Raw genomic sequence first — 19,121 nt, forward strand, 5'->3', positions numbered from 1 at the left:
CTGGTAGTCGCCAGTATAGGCTTGCGCCCAAAAATTGCTGAAGCGCACGGGAATAAGGCCCTGCAGCGACCGATGCGTTGCGGCATAACCCGATGGCAGAGCGGCGCGGTACTGGACGAATGACAGAGACGGGGCTAAAACGAGGCATTCTCCGGAGATTTTGATGAGTCCGCGCCAACGTTTTTTCGAGTGTCTGCACCGTTCACCGCCTGCGCTGCTGGAGGCAGGATTGTGGATGGCCGCCGAACACGATAAGCACGTCGATCCCGATGCGCTGTTGCAGGATTTCATCGAGCTGCAGCAACGGGTCAGCTTTGGCTTGCCGTTGTTGCCGGTCAGCGAGCTGGCGCAACCGCTGCTGCGGCGCATGGTCGAGCTGGGCTTTGCGCAGGATGATTTTGCGCCAGTGCGCCCGCAGGCTGCTCTGCTGAACAAGGTGTTACAGACCCGCCGCGGTCAACCGCTGGCCCTCGCGCTGATTGCTCTGGAACTGGCCCGAGGCCTGGAGATTCCGCTGGTAGGCGTGAACTTCCCCGGGCATTTCCTGCTGAAGGTTCCCGGCGCCGATCACCTGCTTGATCCGTGCGGTGGACGGCGCCTGTATCCGAACGATTGTCGCGAACTGCTGCATCGCCAATACGGCCACCAGATGCAACTCAAGGCCGACCACCTGCTGACCGCCACGCCGCTGCATATGCTACAGCGCCTGTCACGCAACCTGCGCCAGTTGCATTTGACCCACGATGACTACATTGCGGCGCTGATCGATGCCGAACGCGTGCTCGAACTGGGCAATGCCAGCGTCGCCGACTACCTGGCCCGGGCCAGTCTGTATCAACGTCTCGACTGCCCGAACGCCGAGCGCTTCGATCTGGAGCATGCGCTATTGCTCAGTGACGACCCGATTCAGCGGCTTCGCCTGACGGAACGGCTGGGGCATCTGCCGCCCAATTCGGTGGTGCACTGACTGACCCCGCCGAAGGCGAACGTACCTGAATGATCAGCAACGCCGCAATCACCGCCGGAATCGCGCAGAAGAAGAAAATCTGCTGCACCGGAATGTGCATCGCCAGCAACAGGCTGCCGAACAGCGGCCCGAGAATCGAGCCGAACCGCCCTACTCCCAATGCCCAGCCGGTGCCGGTGGCGCGCACGTGGGCCGGATAGAAATTGCTGGCGAAGGCGTTGAGCGTCAGTTGCCCGCCGATGATGCAGAAGCCCGCCGCGAAAACACAGGCCACCAGATAACGCGGGTTGTCGTGATTCAGGCCCAGCAGAATCGTGCACACCGCCGCGCCGGCCAGTACACCGGACAGCAGCCGCACTTTGCTTTTCAAACGGTCGGCGAACCACGCCATGCAGATCGCGCCCAGCGTACCGGCGAACAGGAACATCGACGTCACCAGGTTCGCCTCGTTGAGTTTCAGGCCACTTTCCAGCAGCAGCGACGGCAGCCAGCTGATCATGAAATACAGCAGGATCAGGCTGACGAAAAACGTCGCCCAGATCAGCAAGGTCGGGCGTGCGTAACCATTGCGGAACAATTCCACCACCGTCAGTTTGCTGCCCTGCTCCCGCTCGTTCTGCTCGACCGATGCGGCGGGCGGCTGCCAATCCGGCAGCATTCGCGCGGTGACCTTGCGCAGGCGTGCATACGGTGGCGCATCGCGCAGCAGACGCGGCAAGGACTCCGGCAGCATCCACCAGAGGAACGGGAACAGCAGCAACGGCGTGACACCACCGGCGAGGAACACCGCCTGCCAGCCGAAACGGTCGATGAACCCGGCTGCAACAAAACCGCCCGCCGCCCCGCCGAAAGAGAAACCGCATGCCGCCAGCGTCACCATCAACGTACGCAGGCGCGGCGGTGAATATTCCGACATCAACGCCATAGCGCTGGGCATTGCACCGCCCATGCCGATGCCGCAGATGAAGCGCGCGATCATCAGGGTGTTCAGGGAATCGGCGAACACCATCAGCACGGTGAGACTGGCGTAAATCAGTACACAGGCGAGCAGAATCCGCCGTACGCCGAAGCGATCGGCCAGCGGCGTTACGGCCAGCGAGCCGAGGGTCAGGCCCAGCAGGTTGGCGCTGAACACCGGACCGAACGCCGATTTCTCCAGGCCCCAGTCCTGCGCCAGTGCCGGCACCACGTAACCGAGCACCTGGGCGTCATAGCCGTCGGTGACCAGCAGCAAGGCGAGAAGAATCAGGAGCAACCACTGAAAACGGGACACAGGACGGGCGTCGAGTGCCGCCCGGAAGCTGGCAATCTGGTTATGCATCGCAAGGTACCTGTTTTGTTTTTATGATTTTTTGCGGGTAACCGGAATGGCTCCCGTGTGTTGCACGGGAGCCATCAAATGCTACTTCGGTGTGTCCGGCTGGTTCGCCGGGTGCGCCGCGATGAACGCCGGATGTTCTGCGGCCAATGCAGCCACCCGACGAATCCTTGGATACGCCTCAAGCGAAACGTTGAAACGCTCGGCCGCGTACAACTGCGGAATCAGGTACACGTCAGCCACGCACGGCCACTCGCCGAAACAGAAACCGCTGTCGCCGATCAACTGCTCCACCGTCGCCAGACCCTGACCGATCCAGTGAGCGATCCACTCGTTGACCTGCGGCTCGTCATGGCCCAGACCGCGCAGCCGATTGAGCACGCTGACGTTGTGCAGCGGATGCACATCGCAGCCGATCACCGCCGCCACGCCGCGCACCCGGGCGCGGGCAACGAGGTCTTCGGGCAGCAACGGCACCTGTGGATAACGTTCTTCCAGGTACTCGATGATCGCCGGCGACTGAATCAGCAACTTGCCGTCATCAGTGCGTAAGGCCGGCACCCGGCCCTGGGGGTTGATCGCCAGATACGCCGGTTGCCTATGTTCGCCACCGGGCGGTGCGATCAGGTTGACCGGCAACGCCTGATAGTCGAGGCCCTTTAGCGCCAGCGCGATCCGCACCCGGTACGACGAGGTGGAACGGTAATAGGTATAGAGATCCATGAGCCGCTCCTGTCAGCGTGCCGCCAGCACGGTGCCACGGCATTCGCCGAAACCGATGGAGGCAAAACCTTCGCGGGCGCAGCGGGCGCGCAGGATGATTTCGTCGCCATCTTCAAGGAACTTGCGCACTTCACCGGACGCCAGTTCGATCGGCTTTTTGCCGCCCTCGGTGATTTCCAGCAGGCTGCCGAACTGGCCGTTTTCAGGGCCGGACAACGTGCCCGAACCGAACAGGTCACCGGCCTGCAACTGGCAGCCGTTGACGCTGTGGTGCGCGACCATTTGCGCGACGGTCCAGTACATGTAGCGGGTGTTGCTCAGGGTCAGGCGATGGGCCGGCAGGTTCTGCTCGCGCATTTTCTCGGTGAGCAGCAGCACTTCCAGCTCGATGTCGAAACCACCGCCATCCTGATCACGCTTGTCGAGCAGGTACGGCAGCGGCTGCGGATCACCTTTCGGACGTGCCGGTTGCGCGGTGCGGAATGGCGCCAGCGCTTCGGCAGTCACCACCCATGGCGAAACACTGGTGATGAAGCTCTTGGACAGGAACGGGCCGAGCGGCTGGTATTCCCAGGCCTGGATGTCACGGGCCGACCAGTCATTGAGCAGACAGAAACCGGCGATGTGCTCGGCGGCATCGCCAATGGCGATCGGCTCGCCCATTTCGTTGCCCTGACCGATCCAGATCCCCAGTTCCAGCTCATAGTCCAGACGCGCGCACGGGCCGAAGGTCGGCTCGGTCGCACCGGCCGGCAGGGTCTGGCCTTTCGGACGGCGCACGTCGGTACCGGAAGCACGCACGGTGGACGCTCGACCGTGGTAGCCGATCGGCACGTGTTTGTAGTTCGGCAGCAGCGGGTTGTCCGGGCGGAACAGTTTGCCGACGTTCTGCGCGTGCTCGATGCCGACGTAGAAGTCGGTGTAGTCACTGATGCGGGCCGGCAGGTGCAGCTGGCAATCGGCGGCCAGCGGCAGCAGTTTCGCGCCCTGAGCTTCAATGCTGCCGCGGTGAGTGCTGCCTTCGCTGAACAGCTCCAGCAGACGCTCGCGCAGGGCAACGCGAGCGTCGCGGCCGAGTTCGAAGAAGGCGTTCAACTCACCGCCGTGCATGGCTTCGACTGCGCTGCGCGCAACGCCGTCGAACAGTCCGGCCTCCAGCGCCACTTGCAGATCGAAGATGTGCTCACCAATCGCCACGCCCGCGCGCGGTGCCGAGCCATTGAAGCTGAACACGCCCAGCGGCAGGTTCTGCAACGGGAAATCGGTGTGGCCGTTGGCCGAAGCGACCCAACTGCGGGTGATGGAATTCTGAGTCATGGGTTATCTCCGGGTCGGGTCGAACGTGGCGGGCAGCGTGGCCCAGCAGGCGTCGTAAGTGGATTGCAGTTGCGGGCAGTCGAGAGCGAAGCGGCTTGGGCGCAGCACCTGGCTGGTCTCGAACATGAAGGCCATGGTGTTATCGATCTTGGCCGGTTTGAGGTCCGCGTTGATGGCTTTGGTGCAGGTCTCGCCGTCCGGTCCGTGAGCGCTCATGCAGCTGTGCAGGGACGCACCGCCGGGCACGAAACCTTCGGCCTTGGCGTCGTATTCGCCCTGGATCAGGCCCATGAATTCGTTCATCAGGTTGCGGTGGAACCACGGCGGACGGAAGGTGTTCTCGGCCACCATCCAGCGCGGCGGGAAGATCACGAAGTCGAGGTTGGCCAGACCGTGGACGCTGGTCGGCGAGGTCAGCACAGTGAAGATCGACGGGTCCGGGTGATCGAAACTGACGGTGCCGATGGTGTTGAAGCGGCGCAGGTCATATTTGTACGGCACGTTGTTGCCGTGCCAGGCGACCACGTTCAGCGGCGAGTGATTGAGTTCGGTGCCCCACAACTGGCCGAGGAATTTCTGCACCAGCGTGGTCGGTTGTTGCAGGTTTTCGTAGGCGGCGACCGGGGTCAGGAAATCCCGTGGATTGGCCAGGCCGTTGCTGCCGATCGGTCCCAGATCCGGCAGGCGCAGCGGCGCACCGTGGTTCTCGGCGATATAACCGCGTGCCTGCGCATCGAGCAGTTCGACGCGGAATTTCAGGCCCCGTGGCAACACGGCGATTTCCAGCGGCGCCACTTCCAGCACACCGAGTTCGGTGGCGATACGCAGGCGACCCAGTTGCGGCACCAGCAGCAGCTCGCCGTCGGCGTTGAAGAACACCCGCTCCATCGAACGGTTGGCGCAGTAGTGGTAAATGCTGATGCCGGCCGGTTTTTCGGCAGCGGAATTGGCCGCCATGCTCACCAGACCGTCGATGAAATCGGTAGGTTCGGCCGGGATCTCCAGCGGGTTCCAGCGCAGACGATTGGGGGTGACTTCGCCCAACGGGCCGCCCGCCAGTTGTCGTTCCAGTTTGACGAATGCCGGGTGATTGGCCGACGGCTGGATCCGGTACATCCAGGTGCGCCGCGCTTCGCTGCGGGTCATGGTGAACGCGGTGCCGGAGAACAGTTCGGTGTAGAGGCCGTAAGGGGCTTTCTGCGGGGAGTTCTGGCCGACGGGCAGTGCGCCGGGCAACGCTTCGGAGCTGAATTCGTTGCCGAAACCGGACTGGTAAGCCAGGGCTGAATCGAGGTTCATGGAGCCTCCTGAACAGGGAGTCGGCATGGCCGGACGCTCTGGATCGGAGGTCTTGGCACGCCGGGGTTATTTTTATCGTAATTCAATTACGCATAACGTAATTTGCTCGCTATCCAGCGTCAAGCTATAAAGACGCCCATTCGTTCCGGGACACGGCAGCACCATGGAAAAAACCAGCGACAGCAACGGCAAACAGAAAGTCCGCTCCGCCGAAGTCGGCACCGACATCCTCAAGGCTCTGGCCGAGTTGTCGCCGTCCACTTCGCTGTCGCGCCTGGCCGAACATGTGCAGATGCCGGCGAGCAAGGTTCACCGCTATCTGCAGGCATTGATCGCCAGTGGTTTCGCCGAACAGAACACCGCCACCAACCATTACGGTCTTGGCCGTGAAGCGCTGCGCGTGGGCTTGGCCGCACTCAACAGTATGGACGTGCTGAAAGTCGCCGCCCTGCCGCTGGCCGAACTGCGCGACGAACTCAACGAAACCTGTTTCCTGGCGGTGTGGGGCAACCAGGGCGCGACCGTGGTGCACATCGAGCCGGCGGTGCGCGCGGTGACCGTGGTAACGCAACTGGGCTCGGTATTGCCGCTGCTCAGTTCATCCACCGGTCTGGTATTCAGCGCCTATCTGCCGCACCGGGAAACCGACGAATTGCGCGAACAGGAAATCGCCAGCGGCGGCCATCCGCTGGCAGACGAAAAAGCCTATTCGGCGTTGTGCGAACAGATCCGCGAACGCGGTCTGCATCATGTGCACGGTTTGCTGATGCCCGGTGTCGATGCCTTGTCGGCACCGGTGTTCAACGCCCTCGGGCAGATCTCGGCGGTGTTGACCATCGTTGGCCCGACATCGCTGTTCCACGCCGACGAAAACGGCCCGGCGGCGCAGCGGTTGCTGACGGCGACGCGGGCCGTGAGTTGGCGGATGGGGTATCAACCCGCCTGAAGGATTGAAGGATCAGCCGACAATGTGGGTCCTGCTGTCCGCAATCACATGGGGAGAAACCGATGCGGTGATATAACCGATCCCGACCGGCACGCCGGTCGCGGTCGATACGATGTCGGCAATATCCTTGACCCGTGACAATGCGCCCACTGCCGATACCGATCCGCCAACTCCCGCAATCACACCGACATACAGGAGAATGGAGCTACTCCAGGCCGAGGCGAGGTGGTTCCTGCCTGCGTCGTCATCCCCCTGGCTGTAGGCAACGATGCCCTGAACGATCGACCGTGTGATCCGTACGATACTGGCGACCAGTCCCACCGGCGGTACAAACAGCGAGACGATATCCACCGCCAGCTCTGTGACCACCAGCACCGTGTTCCAGAAACGTTCGGCAGGCGTGGTCGTTTGATGATCGACGTCGCTGAGCACCCGCGAAATCATGCTGTCGAACTCGAACTTGAAATGAGTCACGGCGTAACTGTTGTTCAATGCAGGTGCAGGGAGGGCGTTTTCCGCTTGCTGACAACGCGTGACGAAACTCTGCACGACAGCCCGGTGCTCCAGCCTTGCCAATGCAATGACGTGATTGCCCAGGCTGGCGCCCTTGAGTCCCAGCGTCAGCGATTCGAGCGGGCGAAAGCTCAAACCGTCCGGTGCCTTGGGAATGTAGACCAGCAGCTGCAACTTCCCCGCCACACGGCGTCCGAATGTGTAGGCACCCTCGATGCGTCGACCTTCAAGAACCAGCGTATAGATACCCTCCTGCGGGGTAGCTCCGGGCTTGAACGGTTCCGGCTCATGAGGGCGGTCATGATCCAGCCCCTCGACCAGTCCCGCCAGCCAATTGAACTGCTCGGAGGACAGGGAACCCTGCATCTTTTGGGTCAATGCAGCCTTGAGCATTTCGTTTTGCTTGACCTTGCAGAAGAGTTTCGCTTTGAGGCTCTGCGACGGGGAGTTGGCGAAATGGTCAACCAGATGCCACTCATACGCCATGGCCGGTTTCAGGCTGATCAACGATCCCACAACACTCGCATTCAGGCCTCCCAGCGAAGCACCATTTCCGGAGGCAAACGCCACCTGACCATCGCTTGGCCAGAGCTGCCATTGAATGAACAGTTGGGTAAGCGTCATCCAGTCTTGTCCACGCACCTTGACGTTCACTTGATCAGGATCGATCAATGGGTGTTTCGGGTCGGATCGGCGCAGATGACTGTTCAGCCTTTCCATCACCAGGTCTCGCGAAAAAAGCGCCATCGTGGGGATATTCAGCTCATCTTTTGACACTTCGTAGATTGCCTTGAACTCCGTATTCAGCCGGGTGAGCAGCTCACGATCCTGTGCCGCCGCGTTCCGGTACCAGACAGGTGTGGCCACTTTTTCCTCTGCGACTTCCCAGTCGATGATCCTGTGGATAGCCCCCATCAGCGGGCCTTCATCCAGACCTTGAGCCCACTGCACCAGTGTCACGCCCTCCCACCACCATGGCTGGAATACCGGGCCCGGTTCGCTGAGGGAAAGGTAGTCCTTCTCGAATTCCGCACGATCTTCACTGAATGCCTGACCGGTCAGGAAGTCACGATCACGCGGCTCGAATCCCCAGGCAATGAACTGGCGCTTCAATGCCGTCAGATCGGTGAACTCGAACCACTGCTGCCCTGTCGGTGCGCCGGGTGCATAAAGGACATGCCTTGAGTGATCAGCCGCCGCGCCTTTCGCACGAAACGCAAGCATGTCCCTGAACGGTTTGTAGTAACGCCGGAAAGCAACACCCGATGCCTCCATTGCCGGGTCCCCAAGCAAATAGCGCTGCACCAGATCCTGGGCCTGCGGGCTGATGTGTTTTTGCAGGATCGCGGCGAAGTTGCTGACGGCAATCTGCTGCGCCAGCACTTCGCGCATGGCCTCTCTGACAGACGCCCGTCCAAAGCGATCATTGCGTTCGTTGGCGTATTGCACCCGCAGATCAAACCGGCGGATGGCGTGTTCGATATTGAACGCGGTCAGTCGAGGGTTGTTGTGAAACGCCTCGAACTTGATCGAGTACGCAGCCCCCTTGTCATGCACGCCATACATGAACAGCTGGGTCAGGGTTTTGCGCTCGATATGCTCGATACGCCGGCTGCCCATCGGCAGCGAATGTTGCACCGTCACCCAGATCGCATCAGGGTCCACACGTTGGGTATCGCCTGCGGAAATATGAGTTTCGACGACACCGCGCACATACTCCTGGAATGAAGACACCCCGCCCATCGACTCATGCAATGCCACCTGACTTCTGAACAATCCGTTTTCCATCGAGGCGAAAACTTCCTGATGGGCGGCGGGAGCATCCTTGAGCCATTGCGGCCGATTTTTTTTGTTCATCAGGGCCAGGAGGTGGGCAATACGTCCCTTTGCAGCATCGGTCACTGTCTGCTGACGATGCACCGATTCGATGGACTGAATGACGGCCTGCAGATCCGCGCCGTTTTTTTCCAGTTGGCGAAGGTGCCAGGTAGCGTCTCTTTGCTGCTGTTCAAGCAACCGGGCCGTGAGGGTGTGAAAGAGTTCTCCCTGAATGTTCAGGTAACGGATGTCCGGAACCTGCCTGACCTGAGCGGCGTCTTCCAGGGCAACGCCCTTGAGCAGTTGCAGCCGGCTGTCCGTATTGCTCAGGCGCTGCTCCAGAACACGCTGCATCATGGCCGATGTACGGAATGTTTCCAGGCCGTTCACGTGAGTGAAAAGAACGACCCAATCGTCCTCGCCCGGTATCAGTTCAGCGACCGAGCGGCCGGCGAGGTAAGTGACAAAGCAGCCGGCCAGCGTCGCGAATCGACCGTCATCCAGTTGCAGAGAAACACTGTAGGCCGGCGTCATGGATGCGTCCCTGATGTAGACGGCAAAACTTTCCTCTACTTCCGGCCTCGCGCCTTGCATCTGCACCGTCGCACTCAATTCCTGCCAGAACAGCGCTGCATGGGCACTCTGTAGCTGACGGCTGCGCGACGGCAGCTCGCGCCCCTTGTCATCCTTGCCCGAAGAAGCAGCCCAGTATTGCGCCAGCAAGGACGGGTACTTTTGTGCCAGCGAGCCCAACACATTGCCGATCACCGAGGCGACGGCAACCACATCCAGACCCTGGATTCGATCCTCGTCATCCGTGGAGCCGGGCCAGTCGTAGACGCCGTACTGGCCTGCGTCATACACGGGTGCCCGCCCCAGCGCCAGGCACTGCATGAACACGTCCATGACCAGCCCGGTCGGTTGCGGATTGACGATTTCCCAGCTTCGGGCAGTGATGTAAGTCTTGCTGATGTAAATGTCCGGCAGCAATTTCTGAAGTTCTTTGAACACCACCTCCTGCAAAAACGATTTGAACGAAGGCAACCCTCCCAGCATACGTTCAAACTCTACAAAACCCTGATCAACTTTACCCAGACCTGTTTCAAACGAAATCTTTTCCATGGCACTCATAAACAAACTCCGCAAATACACGTTACAACCAGGCAATACAACATCACCTGAACCGTGCAATTAACCTAGCTTGAAAAGCACCAGCACAAATACCCACCACACTTTACGAAGTATTGAAAACCTTCAAACCTCAACATGACCTACAACTTTATTAACTGACAATTAACTGCACAACCCCAGCATTCTTGCCCGTGCCACGGCATGCGTCCGACGTTCCACGCCCAACTTGGCGTGAATTCGCCGAACATGAGTTTTAACTGTATGCAACGAGATGAACAACTTGTCCGCTATTTGTTGGTTGGAGTTCCCCGAAGCAATCAACTCCAGAACCTGAGACTCTCGCAAACTCAATGAACTTTCATCGCCACTTTCATCAGAAGGTTTCTTTTCCTGTGTCAAATCAACCCAGGCATCCGACACTTGCTCTTCAAACTTCAACAATACTCGCGACAAATTGAAATGGCTGGCCAATGTCCGGCCTCTTTCAAAGTACTGCCGGGCCGATTCCCGTTCATCGAGCAACGAAGCCACCTCACCCATTGCCAGTAACAGCTCGGCTTCAAGAACAATCATCCGATTGGCTTGAGCCTGTTCGAACAAACACTGCAGACGCGCCATGGGTTGCAGTGCCTGATGCAACCGGGTCTCGGCCAGAATCAGCAAGCACTCGATGCGCGGGACAAGCTCCAGCGACGCCGGCGGTGCCTGTCGTGCGTGGGGGCCACGATAGTGCCGAAGTACCCGAGTCAAGGCCTCCCGGGCCAGTTCTGGCCGCCCTTGTTGCAACCAGAATTCGCTGCTGACTTGCAACAGGACGCCGCGATAAACCGTGTCCGGAATCTGTCGCTGCTGCATCAACCGTTCAGCATCACGCAGGCGCATGAAAGCCTGTGGGTAATCGCCCTGATCGGCGGCCAGTTGCGCCTGTCCGAGAAAGCCGTAAAGCACACGTTTGTCAAAGCTGCGCAGACAGTCGTCGAGTCCCTGCTGAAAGTGCTCGGTCGCCCGTTCCGGTTGTCCCATGCTCAGCGCCAGTCGCCCTCGACGCAGGGCAATGCGCCCCAGCAGCGGCGTCGGTCGCTCGACGGACGAGCCGAGCATTTCGCAGAGATTGGCCAGCAGCTCTTCGGCCCGGGCGGCCCCACCACGCTGTTCCAGCAATTGGGCGTGATCAAGTTCCAGCAACGCCTCGAACAGCAATGAACCCTCTGCCCGGGCCAGGCAAAGGGCTTCACGATTGATCGAATGAGCCAGCTCCAGATCGCCACACAGCAACGCCTGCTGTGTACGGCCCGAGAGGCACAACAGACGCGCTGTCCAGGCCTTCGGCGACAGATCGCTCAACGCTTGCTCGAAATGCTCACGCGCCTCGTCCATCCGCCCTTGCAGATGCAATAACCAGCCTTGCTGAGCCTGCCAGCGGGCGATCAATTGCCGTTGCTGGCCAGCCGACGGTGGCGGCAAAAAGCGCGACAGTTGCCCGATGCATTCTGCCGCCTGGGCGAAGCGCCCGGCGAACAACAACGCAGCCGTAATCAACCCGACCAGTTGCGCCGAACCCAACAGCAGTTCCTCGCCGCGCTGCTCATACAGACGCAGCAACAGCACGACCGTCTGTTCCTCGAACAGATGCTCGAAACTGAAGTGTTGCAACAGACTCACCGCAACCTCGTATTCTTCGGCCAGCAACGCTTGCTCGAAAGCACATTTCCAATGTTGCCCGGCGGCAAACCACTGACAGGCCCGGCGATGCCAGGAACGCCCGGCAGGCCAGGGTTCGTCACGCATCAGGCGCGACAGTGGAACACATACCTGCAACCAGTCCGGAGATCCTTGCCAGGGTTCGATAAAGCATCCCAGCGTTTGCAGACTGCGCATCCATTGCGCCCCGTCCCCGGCACCGAACAGGTGATCACAAAGGCTGGCATTGAAACGCGGCAAGTGCGCCAGCACCCGCCAGGCTTCGGCCAGTTCCGGGCTCAGGCCGCTGAACAGTTCGTGTTGCAGGTAGTCCAGCAAAGTGTCCATACGTTGCTGCGGCAAGGTCTTTTGCGACCAGTCGCATTTTTGCATCATCAGCATCCGCACTCCGGCACACCAGCCACCGCTGCGCAGATGAATACGAGCAGCCACGCTGTCGGCCTGGGCTGGCGGCAAGTGACGCAACACTTGGGCGATCTCGTCCCGGGTCAGCGCCAGCATCGCGCCTTCACATTCGTACAAAGCATCATCGAGCAGCAGGCGCGGCCAGTTGCAGGGCGGACGCCGCCGGGTACCGATCCACCATGTCAGGGCCGGACTGCTGATCGCCAGCATCCGGTCGAGCAATGCATCCAGCGCAGGTTGCGGACTCCGGCAGTAATCGTCGATCAACACCCAGGTTGCCGAGGACCGCCGCGCCAGTTCATAAAGCAACGAAACCTCGTCCGAGGCCGTCAGTCCCATCGCATGCGCCAGCCGTTCGCAAAATTCACCGACGCTCAAGGACGCACCTGCCAGCGGCAACCAGCAGACGGTGCAATTGACCGGGGCTTGCAGCAGGCACTCGGTGAGCAGCGCGGTTTTACCGCTGCCGGCCGGCGCGCAGATCAGTTTGACCCGTGCTGCCGAATCAAGCAGTGCCTCGCAAAGGCGCGGACGTGGCAGATGATGAGGAGACAGTCTCGGGAGAAAATCCGGTCGATCCAGAAGGGGTGTCATGGCGGTCATCGGGGGCGCCTTTTTATCGTTATTCGTTCACCCTAGCCCTCTCCCCGACGCTTGTTGATGAGTATTCAGATCGCTGATTGCTGCCCATAAAAAAGGCGACCGCACGGTCGCCTTTTGTCTCGCCGGTGTCTCGAAAACCCTAGCGCACACCCTCGGCACGCAGGGCTGAAGGGGTGAAGTCGGCGACCTTGGCTTCGAAGCCGAACTCGAAGCTGTGCTTCTCCTCGTTCTTCATCCCCAGAGCGATGTAGCGACCGGCGATGATGTCGTAGAGCGCTTCCAGCGTGTAGGCCTGGGCCTGGTGATCGTAGTAGTACTGGGCATGACCTTCGGCCACGCGCCACAGCTGCCCGCGACCGTCGTAGTGATCGACCAGTGCCACCTGCCAGCTGTCCTCGTCGATGTACATGTGGCGCTTGGCGTAGATGTGCCGCTCGCTCGGTTTGACCGTACCGATCACTTCCCAGACGCGATGCAATTCATAGCGGGTCAGGTCCTGGTTGATGTGCCCGGCCTTGACGATGTCGTCGTACTTGAGCTTCGGCGAATCGAGTTTGTAGCTGTTGTACGGAATGTACATTTCCTTCTTGCCGACCAGCTTCCAGTCGTAACGATCCGGGGCGCCGGAGAACATGTCGAAGTTGTCCGAAGTCCGCAGGCCATCGGCGGCGGTACCCGGACCGTCGTAGGCGACTTGCGGCGCACGGCGAACCCGACGCTGCCCGGCGTTGTAGATCCAGGCCAGACGCGGCTCCTTCACCTGGTCGAGGGTTTCATGCACCAGCAACACGTTGCCGGCCAGGCGCGCCGGCGCGGTCACCGACTGTTTGAAGAAGGTCAGTACGTTGGCCGCCTGCTGCGGGTCCAGATCCTTCATCAACTGCGGCACGGCAATCTCTTCCTCGAAGCGGATCGGCGTGTAGCTGCCGTTGGTCTGTGGTGTCACCTGGGTGATGATCCGCCGCAGATTGCCGCCGTGATAACGGGTGATGTGGTTCCACAGCACCTCGACGCCGTTCTTCGGAATCGGGAAGGCGTAGTAGCGATTGCCGGTGAAATTGGCCAGGCCGTTGCCGTCGTTGATCGTGGTCACGTTCAACGCGCTGCGCTTGGCCGACTCGTAGATTTCCGGTGGCACGGCGACGGTGCGGTGGGTCGGGTAGACCGGAATCTTGTAGGTTTCCGGGTAACGCTTGAACATCGCCACCTGCCCCTCGGAGAGTTTGCCCTTGTACTGGTCGACGTTGGCGGCGGTGATGGTGAACAGCGGTTTTTCATTGGCGAACGGGTCGGCAAGAAAGCCCTTGCTGTCCACCGCCCCGGCGTTTTTCGGAATGCCGCCGGTCCAGGCCGGAATCGAGCCGTCGGCGTTACCAGCCTTCTCGGCGCCGAGCGGCGTCAGGCTGGTGCCGAGCTTGTCGGCCTCTTGCGGCGACACCGCCGCGATCACGTTGGCAGCCAGCAGGCTCAGGGCCAGGACACCGCATTGCAGAATCATCTTGCGCATGGATTTCATCCTTCTCGGGCAGATCAGAAGTTCACGCCGAAGCTCAAGGCCACGAAGTCACGGTCGGTGAGGACGTTGTAATCGCCGCCAAAAAAATCGGTGTAACTGAGGCTGGCGGTGTAGGTGTTGCGGTAGTCGGCATCGACGCCGACGCTGATGGCCTTGGCGCCTTCGTTGAACAGACCGTTGGGGCCGTAACCGGAAACGTCATGGGACCAGGACAGGTTGGGCTTGAGGTTGATCCCGCCGATCACGTTGGCGTAATCGAGGATGGCCCGGGCACGGTAACCCCAGGAGGTCGACGTGACGAAACCGCCGGTGTCACCGCCGAAACCGTACTGGCCGTACACCGAGTCACGGCCGTAACGCAGCTTGCTGCGCGACTCCAGACCGCCGACCCGCACCACCGCCGCCTCGCCGACCACGGTCAGGCGTTCGGCGCCCAGCACTTGATCGAAGAAGTGCGTGAGGGTGCTCTGCAGCTGCGTCACTTCCTTGCGCCGGTAGCCTTTGTTATCGGCGCCGGGCGATGTGCTCAGGGGCGATGCCGTACCGCCGGCAATCGGGTTGAGCAAGGCCAGGGTCAAGTCGTTGGTGTTGACCTGCACCGGGGCGTTTGGCCGGTAGCTGAGCTCGCCGGTCCATGCAGTGCCGGTGGGCAACGTGGTGGCGAAGCTTGCGCCATACAGGCGGATGTCTTCCGGGTATTCGAGGTAGTACTGACCGCGCCCGAGCATCACGCTTTGCGCCAGCCCGGAACCGCTGCCGGCAGCCAGGCGGTTGGCGGTGCTGACCATCCCCGGCAGTGCCGCCAGGGTCGACAGCCCGGCGGTGGTGGTGCCGACCGTGGGCGTACGGCTGTGGTAATTCATGAAGTACAGGCCATATTCGGTATCGTCGCCGAGCCAGCGCAACGCCGTCCCCCACTGCCCGGAGTCCCGCGCATCGCGGTCACCGCCACGGGGCACGACCACGCCTTCGCGAGTGACCTGGATGGGTTGCCCGAAGGCAGCGGCCAGCGGCGCCAGCGGAGCAATCGCCGGACTGCCGACGGTGTAACCGTTGTTGCAACCATCCGCCGCCACGTCGACACCGAAGAAGGTGCCGCAGTTGTCGAGAACGGTCTGGTCCCATTCCAGCTGATAGAAGCCTTCGACCGAAAGCTTGTCCGTCAGGCTCTGGGAGCCGAACAGCATGTTCACCGGAATCAGGCCTTCCTTGATCTCCGCGCCGGGCCGACGGAACGCCGAGACATCGATCGGGTTGATGCTGTTGATCGAGTTGCCGATGAAGGTACTTTCGCCCCAGCTCACCACCTGCTTGCCGGCGCGAACGGTGCCCGGCAGGTCGGCGATGGAATAGTTGTGATAGACGAACGCATCGAGAATCTGCCCGCCGGAAGACTTGGCGCCTTCCTTGCGACCCTTGTCGCTGATCGGCTTGAACTCGCGGTCTTCGTCCTTGAGTTCGAAGTCGTACCAGTACTTGCCACGCACGAACACGCCGGTGTCGCCGTACTTCAATTCAAGGTCGTGGATGCCCTTGAAGATCTTGGAAAACGTCTCGCCCTTCTTGAAGTTCAGGCGCCCGTCATCACCGGTCGAAGACTGGCCCGTACCGCCATTGACCGTACCGACCAGCGACTTGTCCGCGTCGCGCATGCCCCAGCTCGCGCCGACCGACAGCGACGAGTCGAACGTGCCTTCGATTTCTCCAATATTGAAATCCACGGCATGGGCCTGGGCCCAGCAACCCAAGGCCACCGCAGCGGCCAGCGCCTGCGGTTTGAAGATGGCGCGCATTGTTGTTTTTGTCATGCGTCTTCCCCGGTGAGTGACAGAAGGCCCCACCCTACTGCCGCCACACGGGGACGATAAGCGCACCAAGGAGGTATTCGCGCTGTCGCTCGAAAGGATGAATCGCCGCCTGGGACAAGGCTTTGCGCACGCCATGAACAGGCTGGATGGGCCACTATCAACGCAACGGATGATGGCCCTTCGAATCACCCCACTGTTACATGCCCCGTAACAGTGCATGTCCGGAATCGCTATTTTTCCTTTGGCCTCAGGCGCTTATTCTGAGCGGGCTTTCACGGCAGACAGCCACGAAGCAAAAGTCCGCGACCGAGTCGTCGGCAACCGATTTCTGATGGACCGAAGCCTTTTTTCGCTCCATCGCCCAGGTGTTCACTGACGTTGATTTGTAGCTCCTTGATCCAACGTCTTACCTTGGCCGCTGCGTTTGCAGCGGCCTTTTTTATGGGCGTTTAAAAAAGCGTGGATGGCGGTTCTGCAAAGATCCTCCGATAACCGCGTCAGACATTTCCTTGAGTTCCGAACGAATCCCTTCTGCATTAACAACAACCCGCGAAAACCCTTCCCACACAACGCCCTGTTACTTACGGGCTTCTCAGATTTGATCACCGCCACTCCGAGGTAACCTGAAACACCTCAACCATTCGCCGGTGACACGGATGTCATAGCCCCCGCGGGCATTTTTCGAGCGAATGAAAACGCACATTCAAAAGGACATGAATATGCCAAAACCTCCACCGTTAGAGCTGGACGCATTACATATCCGGGAGTTCGCCCCGGATGATTACGAGCCATTCAAAGAAACCAATGTGGGTTATTCCTACAGCGGCACATTCGGCCCTGCCGGTGCCAATTCGCAAACGCGTCAATTGATGCATGAAACACAACTTGCCGTTGAACAGGAGTTCAACGCAAAAGCCGCCTCGATTCCACAATCCATCGAAGTGGAATTGGCAGCCACCAGACTGGAAGGCCCGACGAACCCTCTGCCACCCGCAGCGGCATTGGCACGCGAAGTCGGCGTCAGGAACACGCTGATTCAACGCAAGAGCGCAGAGTTTCAAAGGCAGACCGCCATCGCCAACCGCTTTTATGGCAGCGATCCGCTGGGGAAAACTTTCAAGGATTACCTGGATCAGGCATCGGCCATTCGGCGGGCGCACGGCGCGGGGGTCAAGAGCAGGGCGTTATGGAGTGAATCGTTGCGGGCCGCCCACGAAGCCCGGCTGCTGGGCCAGACATTGGCGCTTCTCAACCAGCAACAGGTCGGCGTGCTCAACTGGCTGGCCACCGTGCAGGCACAGGATCAGGCCGCTGCGGCAGAGGCGCAGCGGCAAGCCGCGGAACATGCCCGAATTGCTGCGGAGCAACAGCGCCAGCGAGATATTACCGAGGCCGCGCGCCGGGAACAGGAAGAACTAGGTGCACGCGAACAGGCTCGACTGGCCGCGTTGGTGGAGAAACAACTTCGGGAGGCCGAACAGGCTCGACAGTCGGCTGAGACCGCGCGCCTGAACGCTGAGGCTGAAGCTCGGGAGAAAGAGCGGGTGGCTGCGTTGAAGATCGCCCAGGCCGAGGCACAAGCCAAAGCTGAGACAGCGGCACGGGCGCTTGCGGCAGAACAGGCTCGGTTACAGGAGGAAAGGAAGCATGTCTTTCCGGCTTCCGGAGCAATGGCCAGCAACGGCCCGGTCGTTTCTTTCGCTTCGACTGCGGTCAGCCTCAGCCCTGCTACCTCGGCGGGAGTACTCAATGCATTACGTACCGCAACAGCGACCCTGACAGCGACGGGCACGGCGCTGTTCGGCAGTCCGGTATTGATGGGGTTCGCGGCGCTGTTGATGCCTTCAAATCTGGGCAACGGCGAGCGCTTTTCCATGAGTGTTCCTCTCGCCGAGTTGTCGTCCGAGCCGGCAGAGACGCTCCGCGAAATCGCCGATCGACAGGGTACGCTGGAGATGCACGCCGGGCTCGGCCTCAGGCGACTCGGTACCGGTATGCAAGTGTTCGTCGCTACGAGCGATGACTTCCATATTCGCTCAAGTGTGCTGGTCCTGAATGCCGCCTACGATCTGCTCAACAACGTATACAAGGTCGCGCTATCGGACTCGCCCACCGACTACTTGACCTGGACACCCGCTATCTCGCCGGGTGGCGCCTCGACCGCATCGCCAGTAGTGGATACCGATTCTTCCGCTTATTCCGGTGTGTCCATCGTGCCGGTGGAAGGACGGCTGGATTTGAATCCGATTCTGGTGGAAGGCTGGGATCGATTCATCATCGTGTTTCCGGCTGATTCGGGGATTGAACCGCTTTATGTGGTTTTCAGCAGTCCTTATGAGGGAGCCGATGTCGAAGGAACGCATAGTGGGCGCGATTTCAATCCGGATAGAGCTGGCGGAGAAATTCAAAAACTGGATTGGAATCCGATGAGAACCTCAGAGGACGGATTGGAGCTCGTCAAACTGCATACAGCCCGGCTTCCAAGGTCCGCAGCCAACGAGGTAATGATTGATCGACTCGAAAGAATCATCAGAGGGGAGTTAGATATAACCGACACGGACAAACGCTACTACTCTCATGAAATCAGAGAGCTTGAGCGTTTCCGGGCACTTGGGATCAGCGATACCGAAGGCCCCGGTACGAATACGCCAATCTGGAACAATGCGCATACGGCCACTTTGGAAGACTTTCAATTAAAGGATGACCCTACCCTGCTTTATACCGCTGAGGCATTAGCTGCTGACAATGACCAGCAGGAACGTGAGTTCCGAGAGTTCTTGAAGGAGATGTGGAAATGAACACCATTGAACAGATTGTATTAAATGAACCACTCGACGATATCGTCACTGTATTCGCGCTATTCAAAGCCCATCCACATCTGGACATGATGATCTCGCGTTTTAATCCTGAATCCATCAGGCATGGGGAACTTCAAAGGTCTTATGCAAAACTCTTTGAAGAGGGAATATTGGCAACCGGCGAGAAAGGATTGGCCAAGAAAGGCCCGAACTGGTCCCCTCCAAAGTTCATGACCGAAAACAGATACACCTGACCAG

12 protein-coding genes are annotated in these 19,121 nt (G+C 60.1%); 4 read left to right on the plus strand and 8 right to left on the minus strand.

The window, feature by feature from the left end:
- Positions 1-163: 163 nt before the first annotated feature.
- Positions 164-967, plus strand: coding sequence for a SirB1 family protein (locus M5B98_RS21675; protein ID WP_248743924.1), 804 nt, complete (start codon positions 164-166; stop codon positions 965-967).
- Here the strand turns inward: M5B98_RS21675 and M5B98_RS21680 are convergent.
- From M5B98_RS21680 to hmgA, 4 genes are all read right to left on the minus strand, one after another.
- Positions 891-2,288 carry an MFS transporter gene (locus M5B98_RS21680; RefSeq protein ID WP_248743925.1) on the minus strand — a complete coding sequence of 466 codons (1,398 nt, stop codon included), beginning with the start codon at positions 2,286-2,288 and terminating at the stop codon, positions 891-893. The two genes, M5B98_RS21675 and M5B98_RS21680, sit on opposite strands and share 77 nt — an antisense overlap.
- Positions 2,289-2,369: 81 nt before the next feature.
- Complete coding sequence (gene maiA / locus M5B98_RS21685) at positions 2,370-3,008, minus strand: maleylacetoacetate isomerase (RefSeq protein ID WP_248743926.1); 639 nt, start codon at positions 3,006-3,008, stop codon at positions 2,370-2,372.
- Between the two features lie 12 nt (positions 3,009-3,020).
- Complete coding sequence (gene fahA / locus M5B98_RS21690) at positions 3,021-4,325, minus strand: fumarylacetoacetase (protein ID WP_248743927.1); 1,305 nt, start codon at positions 4,323-4,325, stop codon at positions 3,021-3,023.
- A 3-nt stretch (positions 4,326-4,328) separates the two neighbouring features.
- Entirely contained in the window at positions 4,329-5,624 is a 1,296-nt protein-coding gene (hmgA, locus tag M5B98_RS21695) for a homogentisate 1,2-dioxygenase (RefSeq protein WP_248743928.1), read from the minus strand.
- Positions 5,625-5,787: 163 nt separating this feature from the next.
- Between hmgA and M5B98_RS21700 the strand changes: the two genes are divergently transcribed.
- Positions 5,788-6,570, plus strand: coding sequence for an IclR family transcriptional regulator (locus M5B98_RS21700; RefSeq protein ID WP_248743929.1), 783 nt, complete (start codon positions 5,788-5,790; stop codon positions 6,568-6,570).
- Between the two features lie 12 nt (positions 6,571-6,582).
- Here M5B98_RS21700 and M5B98_RS21705 read toward each other — a convergent pair whose 3' ends face one another.
- The 4 genes from M5B98_RS21705 to M5B98_RS21720 all read right to left on the minus strand — a co-directional run bounded on the left by M5B98_RS21705 (position 6,583) and on the right by M5B98_RS21720 (position 16,065).
- Positions 6,583-10,032 carry a dermonecrotic toxin domain-containing protein gene (locus M5B98_RS21705; protein ID WP_248743930.1) on the minus strand — a complete coding sequence of 1,150 codons (3,450 nt, stop codon included), beginning with the start codon at positions 10,030-10,032 and terminating at the stop codon, positions 6,583-6,585.
- Positions 10,033-10,194: 162 nt separating this feature from the next.
- Complete coding sequence (locus M5B98_RS21710) at positions 10,195-12,741, minus strand: helix-turn-helix transcriptional regulator (RefSeq protein ID WP_248743931.1); 2,547 nt, start codon at positions 12,739-12,741, stop codon at positions 10,195-10,197.
- Between the two features lie 139 nt (positions 12,742-12,880).
- Entirely contained in the window at positions 12,881-14,248 is a 1,368-nt protein-coding gene (locus tag M5B98_RS21715) for a DUF1329 domain-containing protein (protein WP_412548548.1), read from the minus strand.
- A 23-nt stretch (positions 14,249-14,271) separates the two neighbouring features.
- The gene (locus M5B98_RS21720; RefSeq protein WP_248743933.1) at positions 14,272-16,065 is read right to left on the minus strand and encodes a DUF1302 domain-containing protein; all 1,794 of its coding nucleotides are present in this window, start codon (positions 16,063-16,065) and stop codon (positions 14,272-14,274) included.
- 689 nt (positions 16,066-16,754) lie between these two features.
- Here M5B98_RS21720 and M5B98_RS21725 point away from each other — a divergent pair.
- Both M5B98_RS21725 and M5B98_RS21730 read left to right on the plus strand, forming a co-directional pair.
- Positions 16,755-18,863 (plus strand): S-type pyocin domain-containing protein, encoded by a 2,109-nt coding sequence (locus M5B98_RS21725; RefSeq protein WP_248743934.1) that lies wholly within the window; start codon positions 16,755-16,757, stop codon positions 18,861-18,863.
- Positions 18,860-19,117, plus strand: coding sequence for a hypothetical protein (locus tag M5B98_RS21730; protein WP_248743935.1), 258 nt, complete (start codon positions 18,860-18,862; stop codon positions 19,115-19,117). Before M5B98_RS21725 ends, M5B98_RS21730 begins: the two co-directional genes overlap by 4 nt.
- The last annotated feature ends 4 nt before the right edge of the window (positions 19,118-19,121 follow it).

This window comes from Pseudomonas sp. MWU12-3088 (assembly GCF_023242405.1).
Classification (GTDB): domain Bacteria; phylum Pseudomonadota; class Gammaproteobacteria; order Pseudomonadales; family Pseudomonadaceae; genus Aquipseudomonas; species Aquipseudomonas kribbensis.

Bases quoted from the DNA above. Each gene is read 5' to 3' on its own strand.
- hmgA (WP_248743928.1), bottom strand. From the start codon at position 5,624: ATGAACCTCGATTCAGCCCTGGCTTACCAGTCCGGTTTCGGCAACGAA.
- M5B98_RS21720 (WP_248743933.1), bottom strand. From the start codon at position 16,065: ATGACAAAAACAACAATGCGCGCCATCTTCAAACCGCAGGCGCTGGCC.
- maiA (WP_248743926.1), bottom strand. From the start codon at position 3,008: ATGGATCTCTATACCTATTACCGTTCCACCTCGTCGTACCGGGTGCGG.
- M5B98_RS21725 (WP_248743934.1), top strand. From the start codon at position 16,755: ATGAAAACGCACATTCAAAAGGACATGAATATGCCAAAACCTCCACCG.
- M5B98_RS21705 (WP_248743930.1), bottom strand. From the start codon at position 10,032: ATGAGTGCCATGGAAAAGATTTCGTTTGAAACAGGTCTGGGTAAAGTT.
- M5B98_RS21700 (WP_248743929.1), top strand. From the start codon at position 5,788: ATGGAAAAAACCAGCGACAGCAACGGCAAACAGAAAGTCCGCTCCGCC.
- M5B98_RS21715 (WP_412548548.1), bottom strand. From the start codon at position 14,248: ATGCGCAAGATGATTCTGCAATGCGGTGTCCTGGCCCTGAGCCTGCTG.
- M5B98_RS21675 (WP_248743924.1), top strand. From the start codon at position 164: ATGAGTCCGCGCCAACGTTTTTTCGAGTGTCTGCACCGTTCACCGCCT.
- M5B98_RS21710 (WP_248743931.1), bottom strand. From the start codon at position 12,741: ATGACCGCCATGACACCCCTTCTGGATCGACCGGATTTTCTCCCGAGA.
- M5B98_RS21730 (WP_248743935.1), top strand. From the start codon at position 18,860: ATGAACACCATTGAACAGATTGTATTAAATGAACCACTCGACGATATC.
- fahA (WP_248743927.1), bottom strand. From the start codon at position 4,325: ATGACTCAGAATTCCATCACCCGCAGTTGGGTCGCTTCGGCCAACGGC.
- M5B98_RS21680 (WP_248743925.1), bottom strand. From the start codon at position 2,288: ATGCATAACCAGATTGCCAGCTTCCGGGCGGCACTCGACGCCCGTCCT.